Origin of the sequence: Microbacterium gubbeenense DSM 15944 (genome assembly GCF_000422745.1) — a bacterium.
GTDB classification, from domain to species: domain Bacteria; phylum Actinomycetota; class Actinomycetes; order Actinomycetales; family Microbacteriaceae; genus Microbacterium; species Microbacterium gubbeenense.
Genome location: NZ_AUGQ01000009.1, coordinates 1 through 20,067 on the forward strand (window position 1 = coordinate 1; position 20,067 = coordinate 20,067).

At 65.9% G+C, this 20,067-nt stretch carries 21 protein-coding genes and 1 pseudogene; 9 read left to right on the forward strand and 13 right to left on the reverse strand.

Annotated elements, in window-relative coordinates; translation table 11 throughout:
• The 3 genes and pseudogenes from G510_RS15840 to G510_RS0107145 all read left to right on the forward strand — a co-directional run.
• On the forward strand, positions 1–716 hold a 716-nt coding region (locus tag G510_RS15840), incomplete at its 5' end, for an IS3 family transposase (RefSeq protein WP_036322348.1).
• Between the two features lie 18 nt (positions 717–734).
• A pseudogene (locus tag G510_RS17850) lies at positions 735–896 on the forward strand (helix-turn-helix domain-containing protein); the annotation flags it as partial.
• A 447-nt stretch (positions 897–1,343) separates the two neighbouring features.
• Entirely contained in the window at positions 1,344–1,712 is a 369-nt protein-coding gene (locus G510_RS0107145; RefSeq protein WP_245563252.1) for a luciferase domain-containing protein, read from the forward strand.
• A gap of 164 nt (positions 1,713–1,876) precedes the next feature.
• Here G510_RS0107145 and G510_RS17855 read toward each other — a convergent pair whose 3' ends face one another.
• From G510_RS17855 to G510_RS0107160, 4 genes are all read right to left on the reverse strand, one after another.
• On the reverse strand, positions 1,877–2,125 hold the full coding sequence (locus tag G510_RS17855; RefSeq protein WP_084644258.1) for a PLDc N-terminal domain-containing protein: 249 nt from the start codon (positions 2,123–2,125) through the stop codon (positions 1,877–1,879).
• 778 nt (positions 2,126–2,903) lie between these two features.
• The gene (locus G510_RS0107150; RefSeq protein WP_157560468.1) at positions 2,904–3,377 is read right to left on the reverse strand and encodes a peptidylprolyl isomerase; all 474 of its coding nucleotides are present in this window, start codon (positions 3,375–3,377) and stop codon (positions 2,904–2,906) included.
• Between the two features lie 570 nt (positions 3,378–3,947).
• On the reverse strand, positions 3,948–4,367 hold the full coding sequence (locus G510_RS0107155; protein ID WP_029153074.1) for a hypothetical protein: 420 nt from the start codon (positions 4,365–4,367) through the stop codon (positions 3,948–3,950).
• 73 nt (positions 4,368–4,440) lie between these two features.
• Positions 4,441–5,046, reverse strand: a complete 606-nt coding sequence (locus tag G510_RS0107160) for a GrpB family protein (RefSeq protein WP_029153075.1) — start codon at positions 5,044–5,046, stop codon at positions 4,441–4,443.
• A gap of 48 nt (positions 5,047–5,094) precedes the next feature.
• Between G510_RS0107160 and G510_RS15845 the strand changes: the two genes are divergently transcribed.
• Together G510_RS15845 and G510_RS18815 are read left to right on the forward strand one after the other, a co-directional pair.
• Positions 5,095–5,724, forward strand: coding sequence for a phosphatase PAP2 family protein (locus G510_RS15845; protein ID WP_051216562.1), 630 nt, complete (start codon positions 5,095–5,097; stop codon positions 5,722–5,724).
• Positions 5,725–5,726: 2 nt separating this feature from the next.
• Positions 5,727–6,809, forward strand: coding sequence for a GNAT family N-acetyltransferase (locus tag G510_RS18815; RefSeq protein ID WP_245563253.1), 1,083 nt, complete (start codon positions 5,727–5,729; stop codon positions 6,807–6,809).
• Between the two features lie 104 nt (positions 6,810–6,913).
• Here G510_RS18815 and G510_RS17865 read toward each other — a convergent pair whose 3' ends face one another.
• The 3 genes from G510_RS17865 to G510_RS15855 all read right to left on the reverse strand — a co-directional run bounded on the left by G510_RS17865 (position 6,914) and on the right by G510_RS15855 (position 8,643).
• Positions 6,914–7,363, reverse strand: coding sequence for a GNAT family N-acetyltransferase (locus G510_RS17865; protein WP_084644259.1), 450 nt, complete (start codon positions 7,361–7,363; stop codon positions 6,914–6,916).
• A gap of 147 nt (positions 7,364–7,510) precedes the next feature.
• Positions 7,511–8,023, reverse strand: a complete 513-nt coding sequence (locus G510_RS0107185; protein WP_029153077.1) for a GNAT family N-acetyltransferase — start codon at positions 8,021–8,023, stop codon at positions 7,511–7,513.
• A gap of 146 nt (positions 8,024–8,169) precedes the next feature.
• Positions 8,170–8,643 (reverse strand): Type 1 glutamine amidotransferase-like domain-containing protein, encoded by a 474-nt coding sequence (locus G510_RS15855; RefSeq protein WP_169562579.1) that lies wholly within the window; start codon positions 8,641–8,643, stop codon positions 8,170–8,172.
• A gap of 423 nt (positions 8,644–9,066) precedes the next feature.
• Here G510_RS15855 and G510_RS15860 point away from each other — a divergent pair, with 423 nt between their 5' ends.
• Positions 9,067–9,591 carry an NUDIX hydrolase gene (locus G510_RS15860; RefSeq protein WP_051216564.1) on the forward strand — a complete coding sequence of 175 codons (525 nt, stop codon included), beginning with the start codon at positions 9,067–9,069 and terminating at the stop codon, positions 9,589–9,591.
• Positions 9,592–9,802: 211 nt separating this feature from the next.
• On the opposite strand, the gene G510_RS15865 is transcribed toward G510_RS15860, so the two are convergent.
• From G510_RS15865 to G510_RS0107215, 4 genes are all read right to left on the reverse strand, one after another.
• Complete coding sequence (locus tag G510_RS15865) at positions 9,803–10,174, reverse strand: GNAT family N-acetyltransferase (RefSeq protein WP_245563254.1); 372 nt, start codon at positions 10,172–10,174, stop codon at positions 9,803–9,805.
• Positions 10,175–10,332: 158 nt separating this feature from the next.
• Positions 10,333–11,118, reverse strand: coding sequence for a class I SAM-dependent methyltransferase (locus G510_RS0107205; RefSeq protein WP_029153078.1), 786 nt, complete (start codon positions 11,116–11,118; stop codon positions 10,333–10,335).
• A gap of 125 nt (positions 11,119–11,243) precedes the next feature.
• Positions 11,244–11,648, reverse strand: coding sequence for a type II toxin-antitoxin system VapC family toxin (locus G510_RS0107210; protein ID WP_051216565.1), 405 nt, complete (start codon positions 11,646–11,648; stop codon positions 11,244–11,246).
• On the reverse strand, positions 11,645–11,905 hold the full coding sequence (locus G510_RS0107215; RefSeq protein ID WP_029153080.1) for a type II toxin-antitoxin system VapB family antitoxin: 261 nt from the start codon (positions 11,903–11,905) through the stop codon (positions 11,645–11,647). Before G510_RS0107215 ends, G510_RS0107210 begins: the two co-directional genes overlap by 4 nt.
• A 61-nt stretch (positions 11,906–11,966) precedes the next feature.
• On the opposite strand from G510_RS0107215, the gene G510_RS0107220 reads away from it, so the two are divergent.
• Together G510_RS0107220 and G510_RS0107225 are read left to right on the forward strand one after the other, a co-directional pair.
• Entirely contained in the window at positions 11,967–13,277 is a 1,311-nt protein-coding gene (locus G510_RS0107220; RefSeq protein ID WP_029153081.1) for a M20/M25/M40 family metallo-hydrolase, read from the forward strand.
• Positions 13,274–14,671 (forward strand): MFS transporter, encoded by a 1,398-nt coding sequence (locus G510_RS0107225; protein ID WP_036322352.1) that lies wholly within the window; start codon positions 13,274–13,276, stop codon positions 14,669–14,671. The genes G510_RS0107220 and G510_RS0107225 overlap by 4 nt, the downstream gene beginning before the upstream one ends.
• Positions 14,672–14,678: 7 nt before the next feature.
• On the opposite strand, the gene G510_RS0107230 is transcribed toward G510_RS0107225, so the two are convergent.
• On the reverse strand, positions 14,679–17,045 hold the full coding sequence (locus G510_RS0107230; RefSeq protein WP_036322376.1) for an ATP-binding cassette domain-containing protein: 2,367 nt from the start codon (positions 17,043–17,045) through the stop codon (positions 14,679–14,681).
• 65 nt (positions 17,046–17,110) lie between these two features.
• Here G510_RS0107230 and G510_RS17870 point away from each other — a divergent pair, with 65 nt between their 5' ends.
• Positions 17,111–18,034, forward strand: a complete 924-nt coding sequence (locus G510_RS17870; protein ID WP_029153084.1) for an AEC family transporter — start codon at positions 17,111–17,113, stop codon at positions 18,032–18,034.
• On the opposite strand, the gene G510_RS17525 is transcribed toward G510_RS17870, so the two are convergent.
• The gene (locus G510_RS17525) at positions 17,947–20,007 is read right to left on the reverse strand and encodes an acyltransferase family protein (RefSeq protein WP_051216567.1); all 2,061 of its coding nucleotides are present in this window, start codon (positions 20,005–20,007) and stop codon (positions 17,947–17,949) included. The two genes, G510_RS17870 and G510_RS17525, sit on opposite strands and share 88 nt — an antisense overlap.
• Between the last annotated feature and the right edge of the window lie 60 nt (positions 20,008–20,067).

The following is a 20,067-nucleotide window of genomic DNA, read 5'->3' on the forward strand; positions in this document are numbered from 1 at the left end:
GGGACTGGCTGCGCGTCTGGGCGAAGAACCATCCCCGCTACGGGTACCGACGCGCGTATCACGATGCCCGCGCTGAGGGCTGGGTCGTGAACCACAAGAAGATCCAACGCCTCTGGCGTGACGAGGGCCTCCGTGTCCCGCAGCGGCGGCGCCGCAAACGCGTCGGGTCCTCGACCGTCGACCCGCCGACGGCGGACGCGGCGAACGTGGTGTGGGCGGTCGACTTCCAGTTCGACGCCGACAAGCAGGGCCGCCCGATCAAGATCTGCTCGATCGTGGATGAGCACACCCGGGAGTGCATCGGCGGGCTCACCGAACGGTCGATCACCGCCGACCGGCTCACCGCCCATCTCGAGGACCTCGTCGCCATCCGCGGCGCTCCGGCGGTGCTCAGGTCAGACAACGGGCCGGAGTTCATCAGCGAAGCGATGGCCGACTGGGCCGGCACCCGCACCGGCCTGTCGTACATTCCGCCGGGATCGCCGTGGCGCAATGGGTACGTCGAGTCGTTCAACAGCAGGATCCGTGACGAGTGTCTCAACATCAACAGCTTCTACTCGCTGCTGCACGCGCAGGTCATGATCGGCGACTGGAAGCACGAGTACAACCATCACCGCCGACACTCCTCGCTCGGCTACCTACCCCCGGCCGAGTACGCTCGGCAATGCACCCATCAAATCGAAACCGACGACTCACAGAGCGTCCGGACCGAATGAAGGGGGCGGCCCAGCATGGCCGGCAAGGACCTCGGCGGACGCCGACCGCGAGTCACGGACAGCCAGATCTGCAACGCTCTTCATCTCGTACAAAGCGGCCAACCAGCAGCACAGGTCGTCCGCGACCTCGGAATGTCCCGCGCGACCTTCTACCGCCGGTCACGAGCACTCATCGACTAACACTCGCACGCTGGATCGATCACCCGCACAACGCCGTCATTACAGGCAACAAGGCGACGGTTTGCGCACACCAGTACAGACCTCAGTGCCCACAGCCTCCAGCACAAGGCCCGAAAGGTCTAGGCCCGCCGCGTCGACTAGTTCGGACACTGACAACCGCGGCAGGCGCCTGACGATGACATCTCATTGCGTTAAGAAGGTTGGACAGCTTCTCTGTGCCCGGGCAGCTCCTATTGGACACGACGGCCCGGCGACTATCCCAGCTGCGAACCGGTCGCGTGGGAGGCGACGGTCGTCCCGCATGCAAGCAGAACTGCATGCTCGGTGTCGGATTATGTTTGAGATATGAGCACAGGAGCACGTGAGGGTGGGCGCCCTCTCATATCCGCCGAAGGGCCGCAGAGACAGCTATCACAGCAGTCCAGTCCGGGCATATGGGGGCGGCTCGTGGCAGGAACGTTCGCGATGGACCTCGTTATCGAGGGCCACAGTCAGGTGTCACCACCGTCCTCCCGCGCAGTCTTCCTCGTCGATGTGCCGGACGAGCATTCTCCTGAAACGTCACTTGCTCCGGGCAAGCGTCTTGAGCCGGTTCATCTCCACGGCGTGCATGACACGAGCGTTCACCTTTGCCTGCCCGCGGCCCGCGGAACGGAACTCACCGAACTAGGGTGGGCCGAGCCTCATCAGTATGAGGATTTCGGCACCGAGTTCATGATTTACGGCCCGCGTACCGAAGCGGAGCTGGAGTTCGTTCTCTCGATCATCGCTGAGAGCGTCTCATTCGCGCGTCACGCACCGAAAGTGACCGAATAGCGTTCTTTTTACGGGCACGCGCCAAATTGCCAGCGGCGACAAATCAGTACTCCGAGCGAACATCTACGGCGCACCGAGTGTGTCGCGACCTCGCTCACTCGTATCCCGTGCGTTCTGAGGCGCCGAGGTTACGAGACGGTCAGGCCGACGAGAGCGGCATGCGCTCAACGTGCGACTCGTGTCGCCATGTCGTCCCGCGATGTGTTCGCCGAACGCCTCCCGATGAGCAGCCACGCCAGCGGTCCCGCGATTGACACAAAGAGGGCAACGAGTGTCCAGACGAGAGCATGCAGCGACGAAAGCGAGTTAGCCGAACGCGACAGCGTGAGTAGTGCGATCACGAGCAGAACTAACGTGCACACCGCGGTCGCCGACCAAACCACGTCGCACCACGCGGGGAGCAGCAGGTCCACAGATTCAGACGTGCGGCGAGCCTAATGGGCAACCTTCTAAGCATGAAGGCACCTCTCCAGCTGGGGGTGCAGATCTCGTCGAATGCAGTCTCGCAGCGCACAGGTGATGAGACAGGCAGGATATGCGCCACGCGGCTCGACTGACAGGGAAGTGGTCGCTACGACCTCCGCGTCGTGAACAGAAGAGGCTGCGCCAGCCGGAGGCGCTGTTGTCCATCGTGCGCTGTCGCGGCGCCCACGGGTCAGGAGAAACAAGACCACTCGCCGTACGCAGAGCGCGGCCCGACTCACTTGCGAAGCAGCCTGCCTCAATCGGATCACGAGCATTGAGATTGCTTCCGAGCAACCGGATGAGTCCAGCCGTTCGCGGGTTCTCGAACGGTCCTGCTGGTTCTTCGTCGATCTCATCGAACAGTTCGAACTGACGTCCGCGCGCGTGCTCGCCCGCCCAGCAGAGCACTTCGGCGACGTCGTCAACCTCCGTGAGCGCGTATGCGTCCAAGTTCCACGCGAATCCGGGAGCCGGGCGCTCCCAGAAATTGATGCGGTATGTACGTGAATCAACCGAAGCCCGAGGTTCCGCATGGGCTGTCTGGACGGATCGCTTGGTCACTAGACTGAGAGCCAGCGCGGTGTCCTGTCACCAGGACGAATATGACCGGGCGCGTGAAGCCATTTCACCGTGCTGTTTCGAAACCTAGGTGCGACACGACGGTACAGACCGGCGTTGCGCGATTCGAACGTCATGGTGGAGTCGCGCGCGGGAGTGGCAGGCGCGTCAGCCCTCCTCGATGAGATCAACGACGTCCTGAGCATTGTCCTCTGACGAGAGTCCAATTCGTACCAGATCGTCCTCCACCGCTTCCATCACCGCCACCGCGGCCTGCAGTTCGCCTCCGATTCTGATCACGAGGCGCGCCGACTCGCCGGATTCGGCCGTCAGCTTGGTAAGCGTCTGAAATACTTTCGCCCCGGCTTCATCGAAAGTTACGTCAACGGCATTCTGCCCGCCTTCAGCGGCGCTGGAGTCCTTCACGCCGGCTTGTTCGAATACGGTGGGGAGCAGGACATTCTCGCCGTTGACCGAGACGCATTCGGAATCCACCTCGTCAGCGCACGTTTCCGATACCGCCATCTCGATCAAGCCTGTTTTGCCCGACGACGCGTCGTCGGAGCTGCCGGCAGCTGAACAGGCGCTCAGCGCGAACACACCAAGAACAGCCAAAGAGATCATGGGTGCGCGAGAAGTCATCAAGAACCTTCCTCGGGTGGTCAACGGCACGAAGCCACTTGAGACCATAGGGCACTGGGCCGATCGTGAACAACATCCAGCGCCGCGCGCGCCTCCGAGATGATCATCAGTTTCTGGACGCGCTCGCGTAGGTGCCGGACGACGCAATCGAAAACACCAACACATCGATTCATCACGAGGATGAGAGCGGCATCACCTTGACTTGCGTAGACGTCTGGGGAGTCACGTCTGTCGCGTTGTTGACGCCGGCGACGATACGTTGGCCGACACTTTCGGCGACGGATCGTCCGAAGCTGCTCAGTTGTCTGGCCTCTGACAATCAAGACAGAACTGCGGTGATTCGGGCAGCAGGTCTTCTGCGGGGACACCGTGGGGCCTGAGGTTGAAGACATCGCGGTATCGCAGCTCGATGGTCGAGCGGGAGGCTGCGTCCGGCCTTTGACTGGACAGACAGATGCTGCTCAAGGAACTCCGTTTGCATACGCAGGTACACGATGGATCCTTGCGCGCAGCACCGGCACCGGCTACCGCGGTGGACGTGAGCGAGAAGGTCCATAATCGTCAACCCGCCTAGAAAAGCGTCGACCAGGCGACATCGATCACGCAGAGACCATCCTCGGTCTCGCGATAGAAGACGTCACTCGGAAACTCATCGCCCGAAGTCGCCCCGTCGGGACGACCTTCCACATTGATGTTCCACTGCGGATCAAGCGGAATCTGCTCATCCCAGTAGCGGGCTACGAACGGTTCTGGCTCGCCTGCCGCGCGGCCTTCCCAATCTCCCGCAGTGCCGAGGTCGGATTCTGCGCCTTCGCAGATCAGATCGGATGTCCCACCAGAAGCGAGGTCGTGGATGAGCTTCTCCGACGTTTGGATAACCTGAGCGCCGTCATTTCCCCAAACGATCTTGTCTACGACGGAACACCCCGTCAAAATCACTGCGCACGCGGCCACGAATCCGGCAGTAGCGACGGAACGAAGGGCCTTCATGCGATGAGGCTACAAGACGACACGGCCAACGACCCGGGGGAGAGTGCCGTGGATGCGCGCTAATACATCGGAATCACGCAGCGAACCCGGCAGAGCGGAATGCCCGCGCGTAGATGTCGCGGATCACTGCCTGTTTCCGCGCGTTGTACTCCATCATGGTCTCTTCTCCGTTCGTCGCGAGCTCGGCGGCCTCCCGCTTGGTCTGCGCGTAGAGGTCTCGGTCGGCCGAGTCGCGCCGCAGATGGTCTCGAAAAACCCGGTGCTTCCAGGGTTCCGGCGCGTCGGGCGAAAAGACGTGTAGGTGTGCGAGCGGATCCGCGAGTTTCAGCATGCGGTGCTCGTGCCACCACGGTTCGCGCACCGTGAGCGTGAATCCCGCACGTTCCAGCGCCGGGCACCACGCGTCCTCGTCGGCCGACGACGCGACGATCAGATCCACGTCGATAACGGGTTTCGCGGGCAGGCCGGGCACCGCGGTCGATCCGACGTGCTCGATCTGCAGCGCGCGTGCACCGAGCGCATTTCGCACGCGATCCGCGACCTTCGCGTATGCGACGGGCCACGACGGATCCGCGCCGACGACGTCGATCGGCGCGACGCTCGGCCGAACGACCCACGGCGTCTCGCCGGCCGGTGGTTCGTCGTCAGAGAACGTGAGGATGTCACTGGTCGATGCCATTCGCCCATTGTTGCGCGCGCTGGCACGTTCGTCGCACACAATGGAGGGATGAATCGGCGTGATGCCCTCGCCGCCGGCGCGATCTGCGCGACGGCGTTCGTCCTACTCGCCCTCGTCGTCGCTCTCGCGCCGGGTGCCGTCGATCCGCTCGACATCACGTGGAACGGAATCATGGTCCGCGGCCGCTTGGACGTCGCAATTCACATCTCACACGTCATGAATCTCATCGGCGGAGGATGGGCCGCGGTCCTTGTCGTGCCGATCATCCTCTCTGTGATCACCCTCCTCGTGCGAGGTTGGCGCACGACGATCGTCGTGATCGCGATGATGATCGCGAGCGTCACTGTAGTGCAAGTCGTGAAGACCCTCATCGCCCGCGAACGCCCCGTCGATATGCTCGTGAGCTCCGATTTCGGCTCCTTTCCGTCCGGCCACACCGCCAACGCGGCAACGGTCGCGATTGTGCTGTGCCTCCTGCTGCCGCGCGCCGTCGGAATCGCCGTGGGCATCGCATGGACAATTCTGATGGCCGCGTCACGAACTGTGCTGAGCGTGCACTGGCTGACCGACACGATCGGCGGTGCGCTCGTGGGGGCCGGGGTCGCGCTGCTCGTCGTCGCCGCGTTCGCACCTTGGACACGGCCCCGTAGGCTGAAATCCCCGCCAACGAAGGAGTAGTCGTGCCGCTAATTCGCGCGCTCGCCCCGAGTGACGAGGCTGCCCTCATCGACGTCTGCACGAGAACCGCCGACGCGGGGAGTGACGGGACCGGAATACTCCACGACGATGCGCTCTGGGCAGACCTCTTCGCGCTGCCTTATGCGCGTCGGCACCCCGATCTGGCCTGGGTCGTCGAGACGGACGACGGCCACGTCACGGGATACATCCTTGCCACCGACGATACCGACGCTTTCGAGCAGTGGTTCCGCGATGAGTGGTGGCCGTCCCGCACGAGTCGTTACGCACGCTCGGGGGAGAGGCAGCAGGAACTGCTGCGTTACGGCGACGGACGCGGGCCGGGGAATGAGAAACAAGCCGTCGAGTATCCCGCGCATCTCCATATCGATCTGCTCCCCGTCGTGCAGGGCGGCGGCGTCGGGCGCCGCCTCATCGCGACCCTGCTTGACGAGCTCCGGCGACGCGGCGTGCGAGGAGTGCATCTCGGCGTGGATCCGCAGAACGTCGGCGCCGCGGCGTTCTACGAGCGGCTCGGTTTCGAGCGGTTGCCGTCGCCAGAGGGGTCCGTGAGATACGGGATCCGCATCGCGCCCGTCGACGACGAACGACAGGCGCAGGCGACCGCGGGGCGCACGGACGCCGCGAGCCTCCTCATCCACACCGATCAGGCGCGCGTGTTCGACGCGCTGACCCGTGAGGACGCGCTGCTCGCGTGGCTCCCGCCACGTGGGATGCACGGTCGCTTCGAACGGTTCGATATGCGTGAGGGTGGGTCGTTCCGGCTCGTCCTGACCTATGACGATGCATCGGCGGCACCAGGGAAATCAACCGATGACTCGGACGTCTCGGAGACTCGAATCTCAGCACTGGTGGCGGGGGAGCGGGTCGTTCACGAGGTCGAGTTCGAGTCAGACGATCCCGCGTTACGCGGAACCATGCGCATGGAGTGGTCCCTGCGCCGTGCAGACGGCGGCACGATTGTCGAGATCGTGGCACGCAACGTGCCGTCCGGTATTCGAGCACGAGATCATGCCGAAGGACTCACATCCTCACTGTCGAACCTCGCCGCCTACCTCGAGCCGTGATCTGCGGCGATCTTGACGGTGGGGAGACATCAGATGATCGCGCCGACGAGACGGGGCGCCGCTCACGCGGGGATCACGGCCAACGGTCGCAGCGACATGCCCAGCTAGAGAGCGGCGTCGGGGGAGCGCACCATAAAAAGGTCGATTGAATCTTCACGATCGACGCTGAAGCCGTGGCGTTCGTAGAGTCGCCGCGCAGGGCTTCCTTGAAGCACATTGAGCCGCACGACAAAGCCTTTCTGATCGGCGAGGAGAAGCTCGTGCCGCAGCACCGCAGTGCCGATTCCGCGGCCCTGGAGATCGGGATCCAGGTAGAAGTGCTCCAGCCAATGACCGTCATCAGCAGCGCGAAGTGCGATGGATCCCGCGAACACGCCTCCGACCTCAATGATCCGAGTACGGGTGGGGTCGAAACCGTCGTGCAACCGCTGCCGTACACGCTGCGCGTCGTAGCGACCGAGTCGCTCTAGATCGGCCTTAAGGACGGCGGACCGCAGTTCGGCGATGGGCTCGGCGTCGTCCGATGTCGCGGTGCGTAGCGACCATGAGGACATGCGTGAATCTTATCGCTGGGCCGCGACATTGAGCGGAACCGCAGAGAGGAGAAGAACCTCCGCGCCGACAGTAGAGCCGGACGTGTGCGCCGTGAAGCGATCGCACTGGCCTCCCTGAAATCAAGGCCTGCTCACAGTCGGCTGCGCTCAGCGCACCATGCGTACTTCGACAACGCCGTCGAGGTCAGGGTCGTCCAGCGTCGCATCATCGGTGCTGAACCCATGGCGTTCATAGAAGGCACGTGCGCGGTGATTGGTACTGACGACCCAGAGTTGCGCCGGCCGGTCGCCCAGAACTTCCTGCAGGAGAGCGGACCCTGTACCAGTTCCGTGCTCGTCGGCGAGGAGGTAGATCGAGTACAAGTGCAAGGGTCGTGCTGCGGGGATTCCTTTTGTCGCGTCCGGATGATCTGACGCGCCGGCGAATGCGAATCCGACCACGCGCCTGTCGCGCACAGCCACAGCGACAACGCCCGGACGAGGTTGGCGCGCAAGGATCGATGCCCACATACGGCGCCGCATCTCCAGAGCTTCGGCGTCCGTGAACCGATCTGAAATGAGACCGGAGTACGTCTCCCGCCACGACTGGATGTGAACCGCCGCGATCCCGTCTGCGTCGGTGGGCCCGGCGAGACGCACTCTCAAGGGAGAACCGTTCATCGACGAAGGCTAACGCACGCGGATAGTGAGCACCGTTTGCTGTGGGGGAGTGGGGGCCGGGTCAGGCCGCGTACTTCCACCAATGCACACGCGTCAGCTTCTGATGGATCTCCGCGCTATCCGCTTCTTGACCGAACTAGACGCACCTACGTGTCAAGCAGCATGTCCTCGCCGTCTGCAAGTTCGAAGAACTCGAGCTTGCGCATGCGAAGGTGTGCCGCTGCGACGTCCGCTTCCTCGGATCCGGCGTGGGGCACGACGCGCGTGCTTGTCAGCCGTAAAGTGTGGGCCGGCATGTCCATCGAGTAGGCCGGTGGGCAACTGTTCTGGTCGTCCATTCGGTCGATTCCGCGTAAATCGATAGATGTCAAACAGGCACCAGCCGAGTATCCCGCGTACGTGAGGTTCGAGGACTCGGTCAGTGCAGCAGCGAGTCCAGCCTCGGTTGCAGCGCGGGCAAGTACGAACGCATTCCCGCCCACGACCCAAATTAAGTCAACGTTGTCGAGCCGCCGTTGGAGCGACCCAGCAGGGGATCGCCAGTAGTCCCGCAGATCGAGTTCTTCACTCCGGTATCCGAGTTGGGCGAGATCGTCGACTTCGCGATCCCAGCTGAGCATGCGCCGCTCGTACTCATCTAGCGCATTCATCACGATTAACGCCCTGCCACCGGCGTACGTGAGAGCGGATGCGCGGCGCCCGAAGCGGTAAGAGCTAAGATACGTCCGCATGCTTCTGAAGGTACCGTGGACAGTCACCGCCGATCGCGAGCGTCCTCCGCGATGCGTCTCACAGCGTGCCCTCCATCGACCGCGTAGCTCAACGGATCGTCGGGGGAAGGAACCAAGGGGGCGCGTCAACCGGCGGATCTCGATACACCGACGAGACGATCGCTGATGGGCAAACTCGCGGTTCGTTCCGTCAGACCCCGAGATCAGGTGGACTCGCTTCCTAGGCTCCACGAAGAACCGCCGCCATTCGTGTGGCCCACAGAAGGAGTTCCGCACACCCGAAAGCGCTCGGCGAATCGATAACGTGTCCCTATGGACACGGAGAACTGGGATCTCACAGATGAGACTGGTCGCCCCGTAGGACGCTCGCACCCGCGGGGTGAGCCGATCCCTCGTGGTCTTTATCACGTCGTCGCGAGCGTGTGCGCCGTGCGGAGCGACGGTCGGGTCCTCCTGTCCCAGCGCGCGGCGTCCAAGGATCACCCGTTGGACTGGGAGATCCCGGCCGGAAGCGTGCTCGCGGGGGAGAGCAGTGTCGAAGGCGCCATCCGGGAACTATGCGAAGAAGTCGGCATCGACGTGTCCAACGACTCAACGACGTTCATCGGTCGGTTCACAGAAGACTCAGCTCTCTTCGACTTGTACGCAGCGCCTGTTGCCAGCGAAGCGACTGTGAGTCCTGACGCCATCGAAGTGGCGGACACACGCTGGGTCACAATCGCGGAGTTCGACGAGATGTTCGCGTCCGGCGCTATGGCTGCGCCTTGGAAGCCGCGCATGGCGGCCTTCCGTAAGCGATTCGGCGAAGTCGTCAACGAGCTGAGCCCGGCTCGTTGACGAGCTGATTCCGTCGCCAGACGCACACCAACAAGGGGAGCACGACTACTCGAAGTACTGACGACGACTTCGGACTTGTTGATGGGCAACTGCATTACCTGTTTCGTTACTGGTCGAACCCCGATGTCCGTGCTCGATTCTCATACCGGTGTTGGCACGTATCTGAGGACGTATGTCCTCCGGCGCGCGAAGCCTACGGATTCGTATAACTTCAGGGCCGACTCGCGCGACGGGCGAGAAGTGAGATCCACGTGCGAAAGCACCGACGAACGGATTCGTCGGTGAGCGCTTCGCGCAGGAAGCGGGCAATGCCGCGTCCGCGCGCCTGTTGTTCGACAACCACGTCCTCGACGATGCCGCGCCAGCCGGTGACAAGTGGGAAAGTCACGAGGGTTGCCATTCCGACAACTAGTTCCGCGTCGCGCGCGACGAAGAGGTTTACGGCGGTCGCATCGATCGTTGCGTGCATGCGGTCGGGGTCGAAAGTGGCGGTCGACGACAACTGAGTGAGGAGAGCTTTCACCTGGCGAAAGTGGTCATTCGTCAGGGTCTCTACGACCTCGATATCAATGTCCTCCGTCATGTCACCAAGCCGTTGCTTCCTGTTGTGAGCCGCGCAGTAACTTGTTAGATGATCCCGCTCCTCACTTCGAGGCGAGTTTCACGAGTTGTTGCCCTTGAGCGGCTGGACGATGGTCCGTAAATGGGATGCATTTCAAGCAGCGTCCAGCTCAGTGGCGGCTACGGCATCGCACGGACGACGACCAGTGATCCTTCGAACGTCGGTTGCTGACGGAGTGCGCCGTGCGCGGCGTCCCATTCGCCGGAGTCGAGCGCGGTCTGTAGCGCCGCCGTGTACTGGCCGGCCTGCGTCGGATTGACAAAGCTCCAGGCCGAGCAGGCAGCTCGTGCCTCCGCGACAAGCAGCTCCTCTGGACGACCGTAGTAAGCCTCGTTGAAGCCGTCGGTGCAGTCGAGGGGGATCGGCACGAGGTCCACGGTCGCAGTCCCGCCCAAGCCCTCGACGAGCTGGGACATGGTCGGGTAGCGGCGGCGCTCCGTCGAGATGACACCCGGTGCGTACTTGGCAAGCCAGAAGCGATCGAGGAGGTGCGGATCGCAAGTCAGGATGACGACGGGACCGCGAGTGACGCGGCGAATCTCTGCGAGTCCGGCCGTCAAGTCACCCCACTGATGCACGGAGAAAGTCGTCATCGCCGCGTCGAAGGAGTTGTCGGGGAACGGGAGCGACTCGGCAACTGCGTCGATCGCCCGGCTGAGCACGGTCGGTCGCTGCTTGCGCATGCTGGCGGAGGGCTCGATCGCCGTCACGTCACGATCCGTGGGCTCGTAGCTGCCTGCTCCCGCTCCGACGTTGAGCACGGTACGCGCATCGCCGAGCGCGTCCCACACGGCTTGCGCGATCCGCGGATCGGGACGGCGGTAGTCGCTGTATGTGTTCCCGATGACACCGTAGTCAGCATCGCCGGCGCTACCGTCCTGCTTCCTGAACTGTTCTGCGGTCATACAGCGATCCTGGCACGAACGGCGCAGACACCCGTGGGCGGGGAGCGGCGGTTGCGGGGTTCGGGAGGGGGCAACGTCGTTTTGATCTGACATAATGTGCATTATCGGCTAACCCGATAACGGCGTCAGAGCACCCCGACAACGTCGGTCTGCGAGAAATCCTTGCCTTTGTACAGCAGGCGCAGATCGTATGCACGCGCAAGCCCATACGAGAAGCAATCGCCGTAATTCAGGCGCGCCGGATGGTTGCTCTTGCCGAACTGCTGCCAGCCGATGTACGCAACTTCGCTCATCACCTGATCAACCGGCTCGACCTGCAGGTCGATCTCGGCGCTGAGCTCGCGCAGCCGCTTCGCACCGTCGTCCGGACGCCTATGAGCGACGACCATCAGCGCCTCCATCCACGTGCCGGCAGAGATCAGCACATTGCCGCGTCGCGCGGCAAGCTCATCGATATACAGGCCCGCGTCCGGCTCGTTCGTCAGGATCGCCATGAGTGCCGAGGTGTCGACGACGATCGGTCGGCTCATGCAGGCACTCCGGACTCGTCGTAACCGATGATCTCGTCATCCGTCGGCGCGTCGTCGGCCACTGCGCCAGACGCACTCTCTGCCACCTGCCACAGCCGCGCCCGCACGGCCTCGTACTCGAATGAATCCGCGTCCTGAGCCCGCTGCAAGCGTTCCGCAAAAGCCCGCCGGGCCGCCTCCGTCATGCTCTCCCCTGTTGTCGCGGCGAGCTCGCGGAGCAGACGGTCGGCCTCCGGATCCTTGATATTGAACGCCATGGCACGATTCTAGACGGTGATGTCACGTTATAGAAACCCCCTCACCCGATAACCTCACGACATGACAGCGTCGTCCCCCATCGCCGAGCGGCTCTCCCGCATGATCCGAATCCCGACCGTCGCGGATCGCGGCCCCGAGCCGTTCGAGCAGTTCGTCGCGCTGCTCGAAGAGCTCTACCCGAAGGTGCACGCGAGCCTCGAGCGAGAGCGGATCACCGAACGCGGTCTTCTGTTCCGCTGGCGCGGAGCGGCGGAAAAGGATCCGGTCGTTCTCATGGCGCATTACGACGTCGTGCCGGCGAACGCCGACGAATGGGACGAGGATCCGTTCGGCGGTCGGATCGACCACGGCTGGGTGCACGGGCGCGGCGCGCTCGACGACAAGGGCCCGCTCATCGTCATTCTCGAGGCCGTCGAGGCGCTGCTCGCGGAGGGCTTCACCCCTGCCCGCGACGTGTACCTCTCATTCGGCGGCAATGAGGAGACGTACGGCGACGCGGCGCTCGCGATCTCCGAGCACCTGGACAATGCGGGGATCCGCCCCTGGCTCGTGATCGACGAGGGCGGCGCGGTCGTCGAGGCGCCCCTCCCCTTCACGCGCGGCCGCGCCGCCATGATCGGCGTCGGCGAGAAGGGGCTCGTCACTCTGAGGCTGACCGCGTCGAGCGACCCCGGACACGCCTCCGCCCCGCACGGTCAGAGCGCGATCGACCGCCTCGCGCGCGCCGTGCGCCGCCTCTCCTCGCGCGTATTCCGGCCGCGCGCTCCCCTGGCGATCACGCGCATGCTCCAGATCCTCGCGGACCGCGCCGTCGGGCCCGCGCGCCCGCTGTACGGACTCCTCGCGCGCAGCCGGATCCTCACCGGCCTCGTCTTCGCGGCCCTCGGCGGCGAACCGGCCGCCCTCGTGCGCACGACGATCGCAGCGACGCTGCAAGATGGCGGATCCGCGGCGAACGTCCTGCCGGCGACCGCATCCGTAACCTTCAACCTGAGGTTGATACCAGGCGAGACCGTCGAGTCGGCGGCGCGCCGCGTCGCCAGAAGAATGCGCGACGCCAGCGTTCGGGTCAGCGTCGAGGAGGGATCGGATCCGACGCCGCTCTCCCCCGCCGACGGTCCTGCCTTCGACGCCATCGCCGCGGCCGTCGGCGCGACCTATTCAGACGCGACGGCGACGCCGTATCTCATGATGCAGGCCTCCGACTCGCGGCACTTCCACGCCATCTCCCCTCACGTTTACCGGTTCGCCCCGCTGGAGATGTCGGCGGAACAGCGCGCATCGATCCACGGCGTCGGGGAACGCGTCGAAGCACCAAGCCTCGAAAAGGGGCGCGACTTCCACGTCGCGCTGATCCGCGGCCTGTCATGACCGTGTGGGCGGTCGTCGGCTTCCTCGCCGTCGTCGAATTCACGAGCGGCATCCTGCAGGGCTACTACACGCCGATGCTCACCGATATCGCGCGGGCGCTCGACATCCACGACGCGGACGTGAACTGGTTCGAGGGCACGCAGCTCATGCTCTCGGCCCTCGTCGTGCCCGCGTTCGCCAAGCTCGGCGACATGATCGGCCACAAGCGCATGCTGCTGATCTCGACGGCGATCGTCGCCGTGGCGTCCCTCGCCCTGCCGTTCGCGACGACGTTCTGGGCGTTCCTCGTGTGCTGGGCGATCCAGGGCGTCTACGTCGTGTGGCTCCCCCTCGAGGTTGCGCTGGTGTTCTCCCGCACGCGCGGGCTGTCGGGGGATGCCGCCGGGATCACCGCGAAGGCAGCCGGTGTGCTCGTCGCGGCGCTCGAGGCGGGCGCGATCACGGGCGCACTGGCCGGCGGGGCCCTCATCGACGCCATCGATCTGCGCACCGTGCTGCTCGTGCCCGGCATCGCCGTCGCGATCTGCTTCTTCGTGATCCTGTTCGGCGTACGCGAGTCGTCGGTGCAGACGGGCGGGCGCCTCGACACGACGGGCCTCGTGCTCATCTCGTTCGCGCTCATCGCGTTCACAGGCGGCCTGAGCTTGTTGCGCATCAGCGGCCCGACCGACGCGGTCGCCTGGCTCGTCACGATCGCCGGCGCGGCGCTCATCGTGCCGTTCGTCGCGTGGGAACGGCGCCAGGCGGATCCGGTCATCGACATCGCCATGTTCCGCGACCCCGCGCTGTGGCCAGTATTCCTCACGGCCGGTCTCTTCGGCGTGAGCGTTCTCGGCGCCCAGGCCCCGCTGTCGACGTTCGCGCGCACGGATCCCGCAGTCGCCGGCTTCGGCCTCGGCACCACGGGCTTCGCGACGTCGCTGATCATCGGCGTTTACCTCATCGCGATGATCGCCGGAGCCCTGACATATCCGGTGCTCGCGCGCGCCACATCGCCGCGAGCCGCGCTCATCACGGCGGCGGGGCTCGTCGGCGTCGGGTACCTGATGTTCCTGCCGATGCACGACACCTACGCGCAGGTCATCGTCAACATGGTCGTCGCGGGCATCGGATCCGGTGCCCTCGTCGGCGCGCTCCCCGCGACCGCGGCGGCCGCCGCGCCGCCCACGCAGACGGGCGTGGCGACCGGGCTGACGAACTCCGTGAAGACCGTCGGCGGGGCGATCGCCTCCTGCGCCTTCGGCATCGCGCTCGCGACCGGGCTCACGGCGGCCACCGCTGGATCCCTCACCGGGTACATGACCGTCTGGATCGTGTGCGGGGCGACCGCGATCGCCGCCGCCCTCGCGCTGACCGTCGTGCCGAGGAACGCCTTCCGCCTCGCGCGCGACTGACGGCCGCTCAGCCGACGACGTACTCGGCGAGGTGCTCGCCCGTCAGCGTCGCGCGCGCGGCGACGAGATCCGCGGGCGTGCCCTCGAAGACGACTGTGCCGCCCTCGTGCCCCGCGCCCGGGCCCATGTCGATGATCCAGTCGGCGTGCGCCATCACGGCCTGGTGGTGCTCGATCGCGATGACCGAGACGCCCGAGTCGACGAGGCGGTCGAGCATCGCGAGCATGCGATCGACGTCGGCGAGGTGCAGACCGGTCGTCGGCTCGTCCAGCACGTAGACGGACGCCCCCTCCGTCATCTGCACCGCGAGCTTCAGCCGCTGGCGCTCGCCGCCCGAGAGGGTGTTGAGGGCCTGGCCGAGCGCCACATAGCCCAGGCCGACGTCGACGAGGCGCTGCAGGATCTTCGCCGCCGCCGGTACCTTCGACTCCCCCGCCGAGAAGAACTCGAGCGCCTCGGTCGCCGGCATATCGAACACGTCGGCGATCGACTTCTCGCCGAGCGTGTAGTCGAGCACCTCGGCCATGAACCGGCGCCCGCCGCAGTCCTCGCACGGCGTCGTGACGCCCTGCATGAACCCGAACTCGGTCGTGATCACGCCGTTGCCCTTGCAGGTCGGGCACGCGCCCTCGCTGTTCGCGCTGAACAGGGCCGGCTTCACGCCGTTCGCCTTCGCGAACGCCTTGCGCACCGGTTCGAGCAGCCCTGTGTACGTGGCGGGGTTGCTGCGAGAGGATCCCTTGATCGCCCCCTGATCGACGAACACCACGCCGTCGCGCCCCGCAAGCTGCTCGGAGACGAGCGAGCTCTTCCCGGATCCGGCGACGCCCGTCAGCGCGACCAGCACGCCCGTCGGGATGTCGACGTCGACGTTCTGCAGGTTGTTGGCCGTCGCGCCGCGGATCTCGAGCGCGCCCGTCGAGGCCCGCACGGCCTCCTTCACGCGCGCACGATCGTCGAGGTGCCGCCCCGTGACGGTGTCGGCGGCGCGCAGTCCGTCGACGGATCCGGTGAAGACGATCTCACCGCCCGCCGCGCCCGCGCCCGGGCCGACGTCGACGACGTGATCGGCGATCACGATCGTCTCGGGCTTGTGCTCCACGACGAGCACGGTGTTGCCCTTGTCGCGCAGCTGCACCAGCAGCCGGTTCATGCGCTCGATGTCGTGCGGGTGCAGGCCCGCGGTCGGCTCGTCGAAGACGTAGGTGACGTCGGTCAGGGGCGAGCCGAGGTGCTTGATCATCTTCAGGCGCTGCGCCTCTCCCCCGGAGAGGGTGCTCGCGCCGCGATCGAGGGACAGGTAGCCGAGCCCGATGTCGACGAAGGAGGCGAGCAGATCATCGAGCGCGTCGAGCAGGGTCTTCGCCCCCGGCTCGTCGATAGCGCGCACCCATTCGAGCAGGTCGCTGACCTGCATGGCGCAGCAGTCCGCGATGTTCTTCCCGGCGATCTTCGCCGAGCGCGCCGGCTCCGCCAGCCGCGTGCCCCCGCACTCGGGGCACGGCGCGAACGCGACCGCGCGATCCACGAACGCACGGATGTGCGACTGCATCTGCTCCCGGTCCTTCGTGAGCATCGACTGCTGCACCTTCGGCACGAGGCCCTGATAGGTCATGTTCGTGCCGCCGATCTTGACCTTCACCCCATCGCGGTAGAGGAAAGCGTCGAGCTCGTCATCGGTGAAGTCGTTCACGGGCTTATCGGGGTCGAAGAAGCCCGACTCCGCATAGAACCGCACGCTCCAGCCGCCGACCTTGTACCCCGGGATGAGGATCGCGCCCTCGTTGACCGACTTCGTGCCGTCGTAGAGCTGCGCGAGATCGAGATCGCTCACGCGTCCCGTGCCGTCGCACCCGGGGCACATTCCGCCGAGCACGTTGAACTCGGCGCGCTGCCGCTTCGTGTTGCCCGCGCGCTCGATGAGGATCGCGCCGGAGGCCTTGACGCTGGGCGTATTGAACGAGAACGCGTTCGGCGGGCCGATCTGCGGATCGCCCATGCGGCTGAACAGCATGCGCAGGTACGCGTTGGCATCGCTCGCCGTTCCGACGGTCGAGCGGATGTTCGCGCTGAGGCGCTCCTGGTCGACGAGGATCGCGGTCGTCAGCCCCTCGAGCGAATCCACGTCGGGGCGCCCCAGCTGCGACATGAAGCCCTGCACGAACGAGCTGTACGTCTCGTTGATGAGCCGCTGCGACTCGCTGGCGATCGTGTCGAATGCGAGCGAGCTCTTGCCGGATCCGGAGACGCCCGTGAAGACCGTCAGACGTCTCTTCGGCAGATCGACGTCGACGTTCTTGAGGTTGTTCTCGCGGGCGCCGCGCACCCGGATCGTGTCGTGATGGTCAGCGGCATGGGGCGTCGAGTCGGGCATACGAATAATGGTTGCACGGTCGCGGACTAGATTGTAGGGATGCGCCACCGCGATCGGACTCATCCATGATCGCGATCCTCACCGGGTTCGCGGTCGTCGGCGTCGCGATCCTCACCGGCTACATCATCGGGCGCATCGACCTGCTGGGCGAGACCGGCATCGCCGTGCTCAGCCGGCTCTCGTTCTTCGTGCTCAATCCGTTCCTGATGCTCGTGGTCCTGAGCGATGCCGATGTCGGCATGCTCTTCTCTTCGCTGCTGCCGGTATCGGCCGCCGCGGCGGCCGTCGTCATCGCGCTCTACGTCCTCATCGCGAAGCTCGCGTGGCGGCGTCGCTGGGGCGACACCGTGATGGGCGCGCTGACGTCCGGACAGGTCAACGGCAACAACATCGGCATCCCGATCTCGACGTACCTGCTCGGCAACGCCGCATACGCCGCCCCGATCATCCTCATGCAGCAGATCGCGCTGACGCCGATCACGCTCACCGTGCTCGATGCGATCTCGAACGGCGAGACGAAGTGGTGGAAGGCGATCGCGCGGGCGTTCCGGAACCCGCTGGTCATCGGATCCCTGCTGGGGCTCGCGATCGCGCTGTCCGGTATCGAGATCCCGACGATCGTGCACGAGCCGCTCCAGCTCGTTGCGAACGCGGCCGTCCCGGTGATCCTGATCAGCTTCGGAATGTCGCTGCACGGCCAGCGCGTGCTCACGGTGAAGGGCACCCGGCGAGACGCGCTCGTGGCCACGGCGCTCAAGCTCGTCGTCATGCCGCTCGCGGCATATCTGCTCGGGCGCTTCGCGTTCGGCCTCGACGACCACGCGCTCTACGTGGTCGTCGTGCTGGCCGCGCTGCCGACCGCGCAGAACCTGTTCAACTACGCCCAGCGCTACGGCGAGGGCTACACGCTCGTGCGCGACGTCATCTTCCTCACGACCGTGGGCTGCGTGCCCGTGCTGTTCTTCACGGGGCTGCTGCTCGGCACCTGACGGCTCGCGCGACGGGCGATCACCAGCGCCCGCGTGCGGTCGACGACCACGCCCACGATCAGCGCGATGCCGACGCCGACGACGACCCCGAGGATCGGGTTCTGGCCGAAGACGCTGCCTGCGATGAGGCCGATGCCGACGGAGTACGCGGCCCACGTCACGCAGGCCGCGAGCGACAGCGGCACGAACCGGCGCGACGGGAAGCCCGTGGCCCCCGCCGTGAGGTTGACGGCGACGCGCCCCACGGGAATGTAGCGCGCGACGAAGATCGCCGACGCTCCCCCGCGTTCGAGCCCGCGTGCGGCGACGCCGATCGCCTTCTGCGCGCGGGGGGTGCGCATCCACGCGAAGCGCGTGGTGCCGAGGCGGCGTCCGAGCAGATACGTCAGCGTGTCCCCAGCGAACGCTCCGAGCGCGGCGCACGCCGCCAGCAGGATCATGTTCGGCGCCCCGGTCGCGGCCCCGAGCGCCGCGGCGCCGATGACGATGGTCTCGCTCGGAACCGGCGGAATCAGCGCATCGACGAGCGCCAGACCGGCGACGAGCGGGTACACCCAGGCCGACATCGCGAGCGTCATGAGCATGTCGGTGAGAATGTCCACGGGGGTCCTTTCGGTTCGTACAGTCAGGTTAGGAATTCGGGTGCGGCCGACGCAACAGCCCTGAGGGTGAAAGGCGACGGGGCGACCCCCTACGACGGAGGGATCCGTGCGGCGCGCTCGGGCGAGCCGCACGGCGACCACGCCCATCAGCGCGCAGGCCACGGCCACCTGCCACGACAGGCCGACGACGAACATGACGACGACCGATCCGACGCCGAGCGCCGCGCCGCCTGCCGCCCGAATAACCGATGTCGTCGGTGCGTCGTGCGGTCCTCGCTCGAACCGCGCCGCCGCGATCGACACGGCCGCCACGCACGCGGCCGCCACGATCAGCCACGCCGGCCGGGTCGTCCACCACGAGGCCGAGTGCAGCTCGGGCAGCTCGAACAGCCCGGCGCTCGCGGCCAGAACCGAGAGACCGGCCAGGGCGATCAGGACCGGCATGTGCCAGAGGTAGATCGTCATCGCTCGCGCTCCAATCGCGTCGACGATTCGAGCGACCGAACCGCGTTCCGCGATGCGCCGGATCATCGGCCGCGCGAGCGAGAAGAGCGCCAGCTGGGCGCCACCGAGCAGGACGAGCAGGAGCGTCGGCGGATCCTGGTTCGCGTACATGTCCGCGGGATAAGGGCCGGCCGCCGTCAGCAGCACCGCGACCGACAGCAGCGCCGCGGCGCCGATGACCCGCACCCGGGGCGACAGCCGATCGATGCGGCCGTCGGCATCCCAGAACCCGAGCTGCTGGATGAGGATCCAGACGGCGGCGAGGCCGAGATAGCCCACCGCGTCGTTCCCGGTCGCGAAGCGCGCCGCATCGATGAGCAGGACCGCGGCGAACAGGGATCCCAGGGCCGATCGTGGGGCGCGATCGTGCCAGCTGGCGACCAGCGGAACGAGCGCCTGGGCGAGCGTGAACACGCCGAGGAACCACAGCGGCTGCGAGATGCGGAACCCCGCCGTCGCGACGATGTCGGCCGGCACGCCCGCGAGCGTCAGGGCGAGCAGTCCCCCGCCGATGACGGCGAACATGGCGGCGGCCGGCACGAGGAGCCGCTGCAGGCGGCCGGCGACGAACGCCGCGGATCCGGCGCCGCGATCGCGGGCGCGGCGCCAGGATCCGATGGCCGTGAAGCCGCCCGCGAGGAAGAACAGCGGCATCATCTGCACGAACCAGCTCACCGGCGCGAACCACTCGGTCTCGAGCGCGTTCTCGAACACCGGGCCGTCGCCCGTGAGCGTCACGCCGACCATCATGGCGTGCAGCAGCACGACGAGCACGAGGCTGGCCGAGCGGATCACGTCGATGCTGCGGTCGCGCACGATGGGTCGTGCGATCGGCTCCGCAGGGCGGGGCGCGGTCAGAACGGACATGGGTCCTCCTCGAATCGGTTTCGAGGAATCTATGGACCAGGCATCGTGCCCGTCATCCCG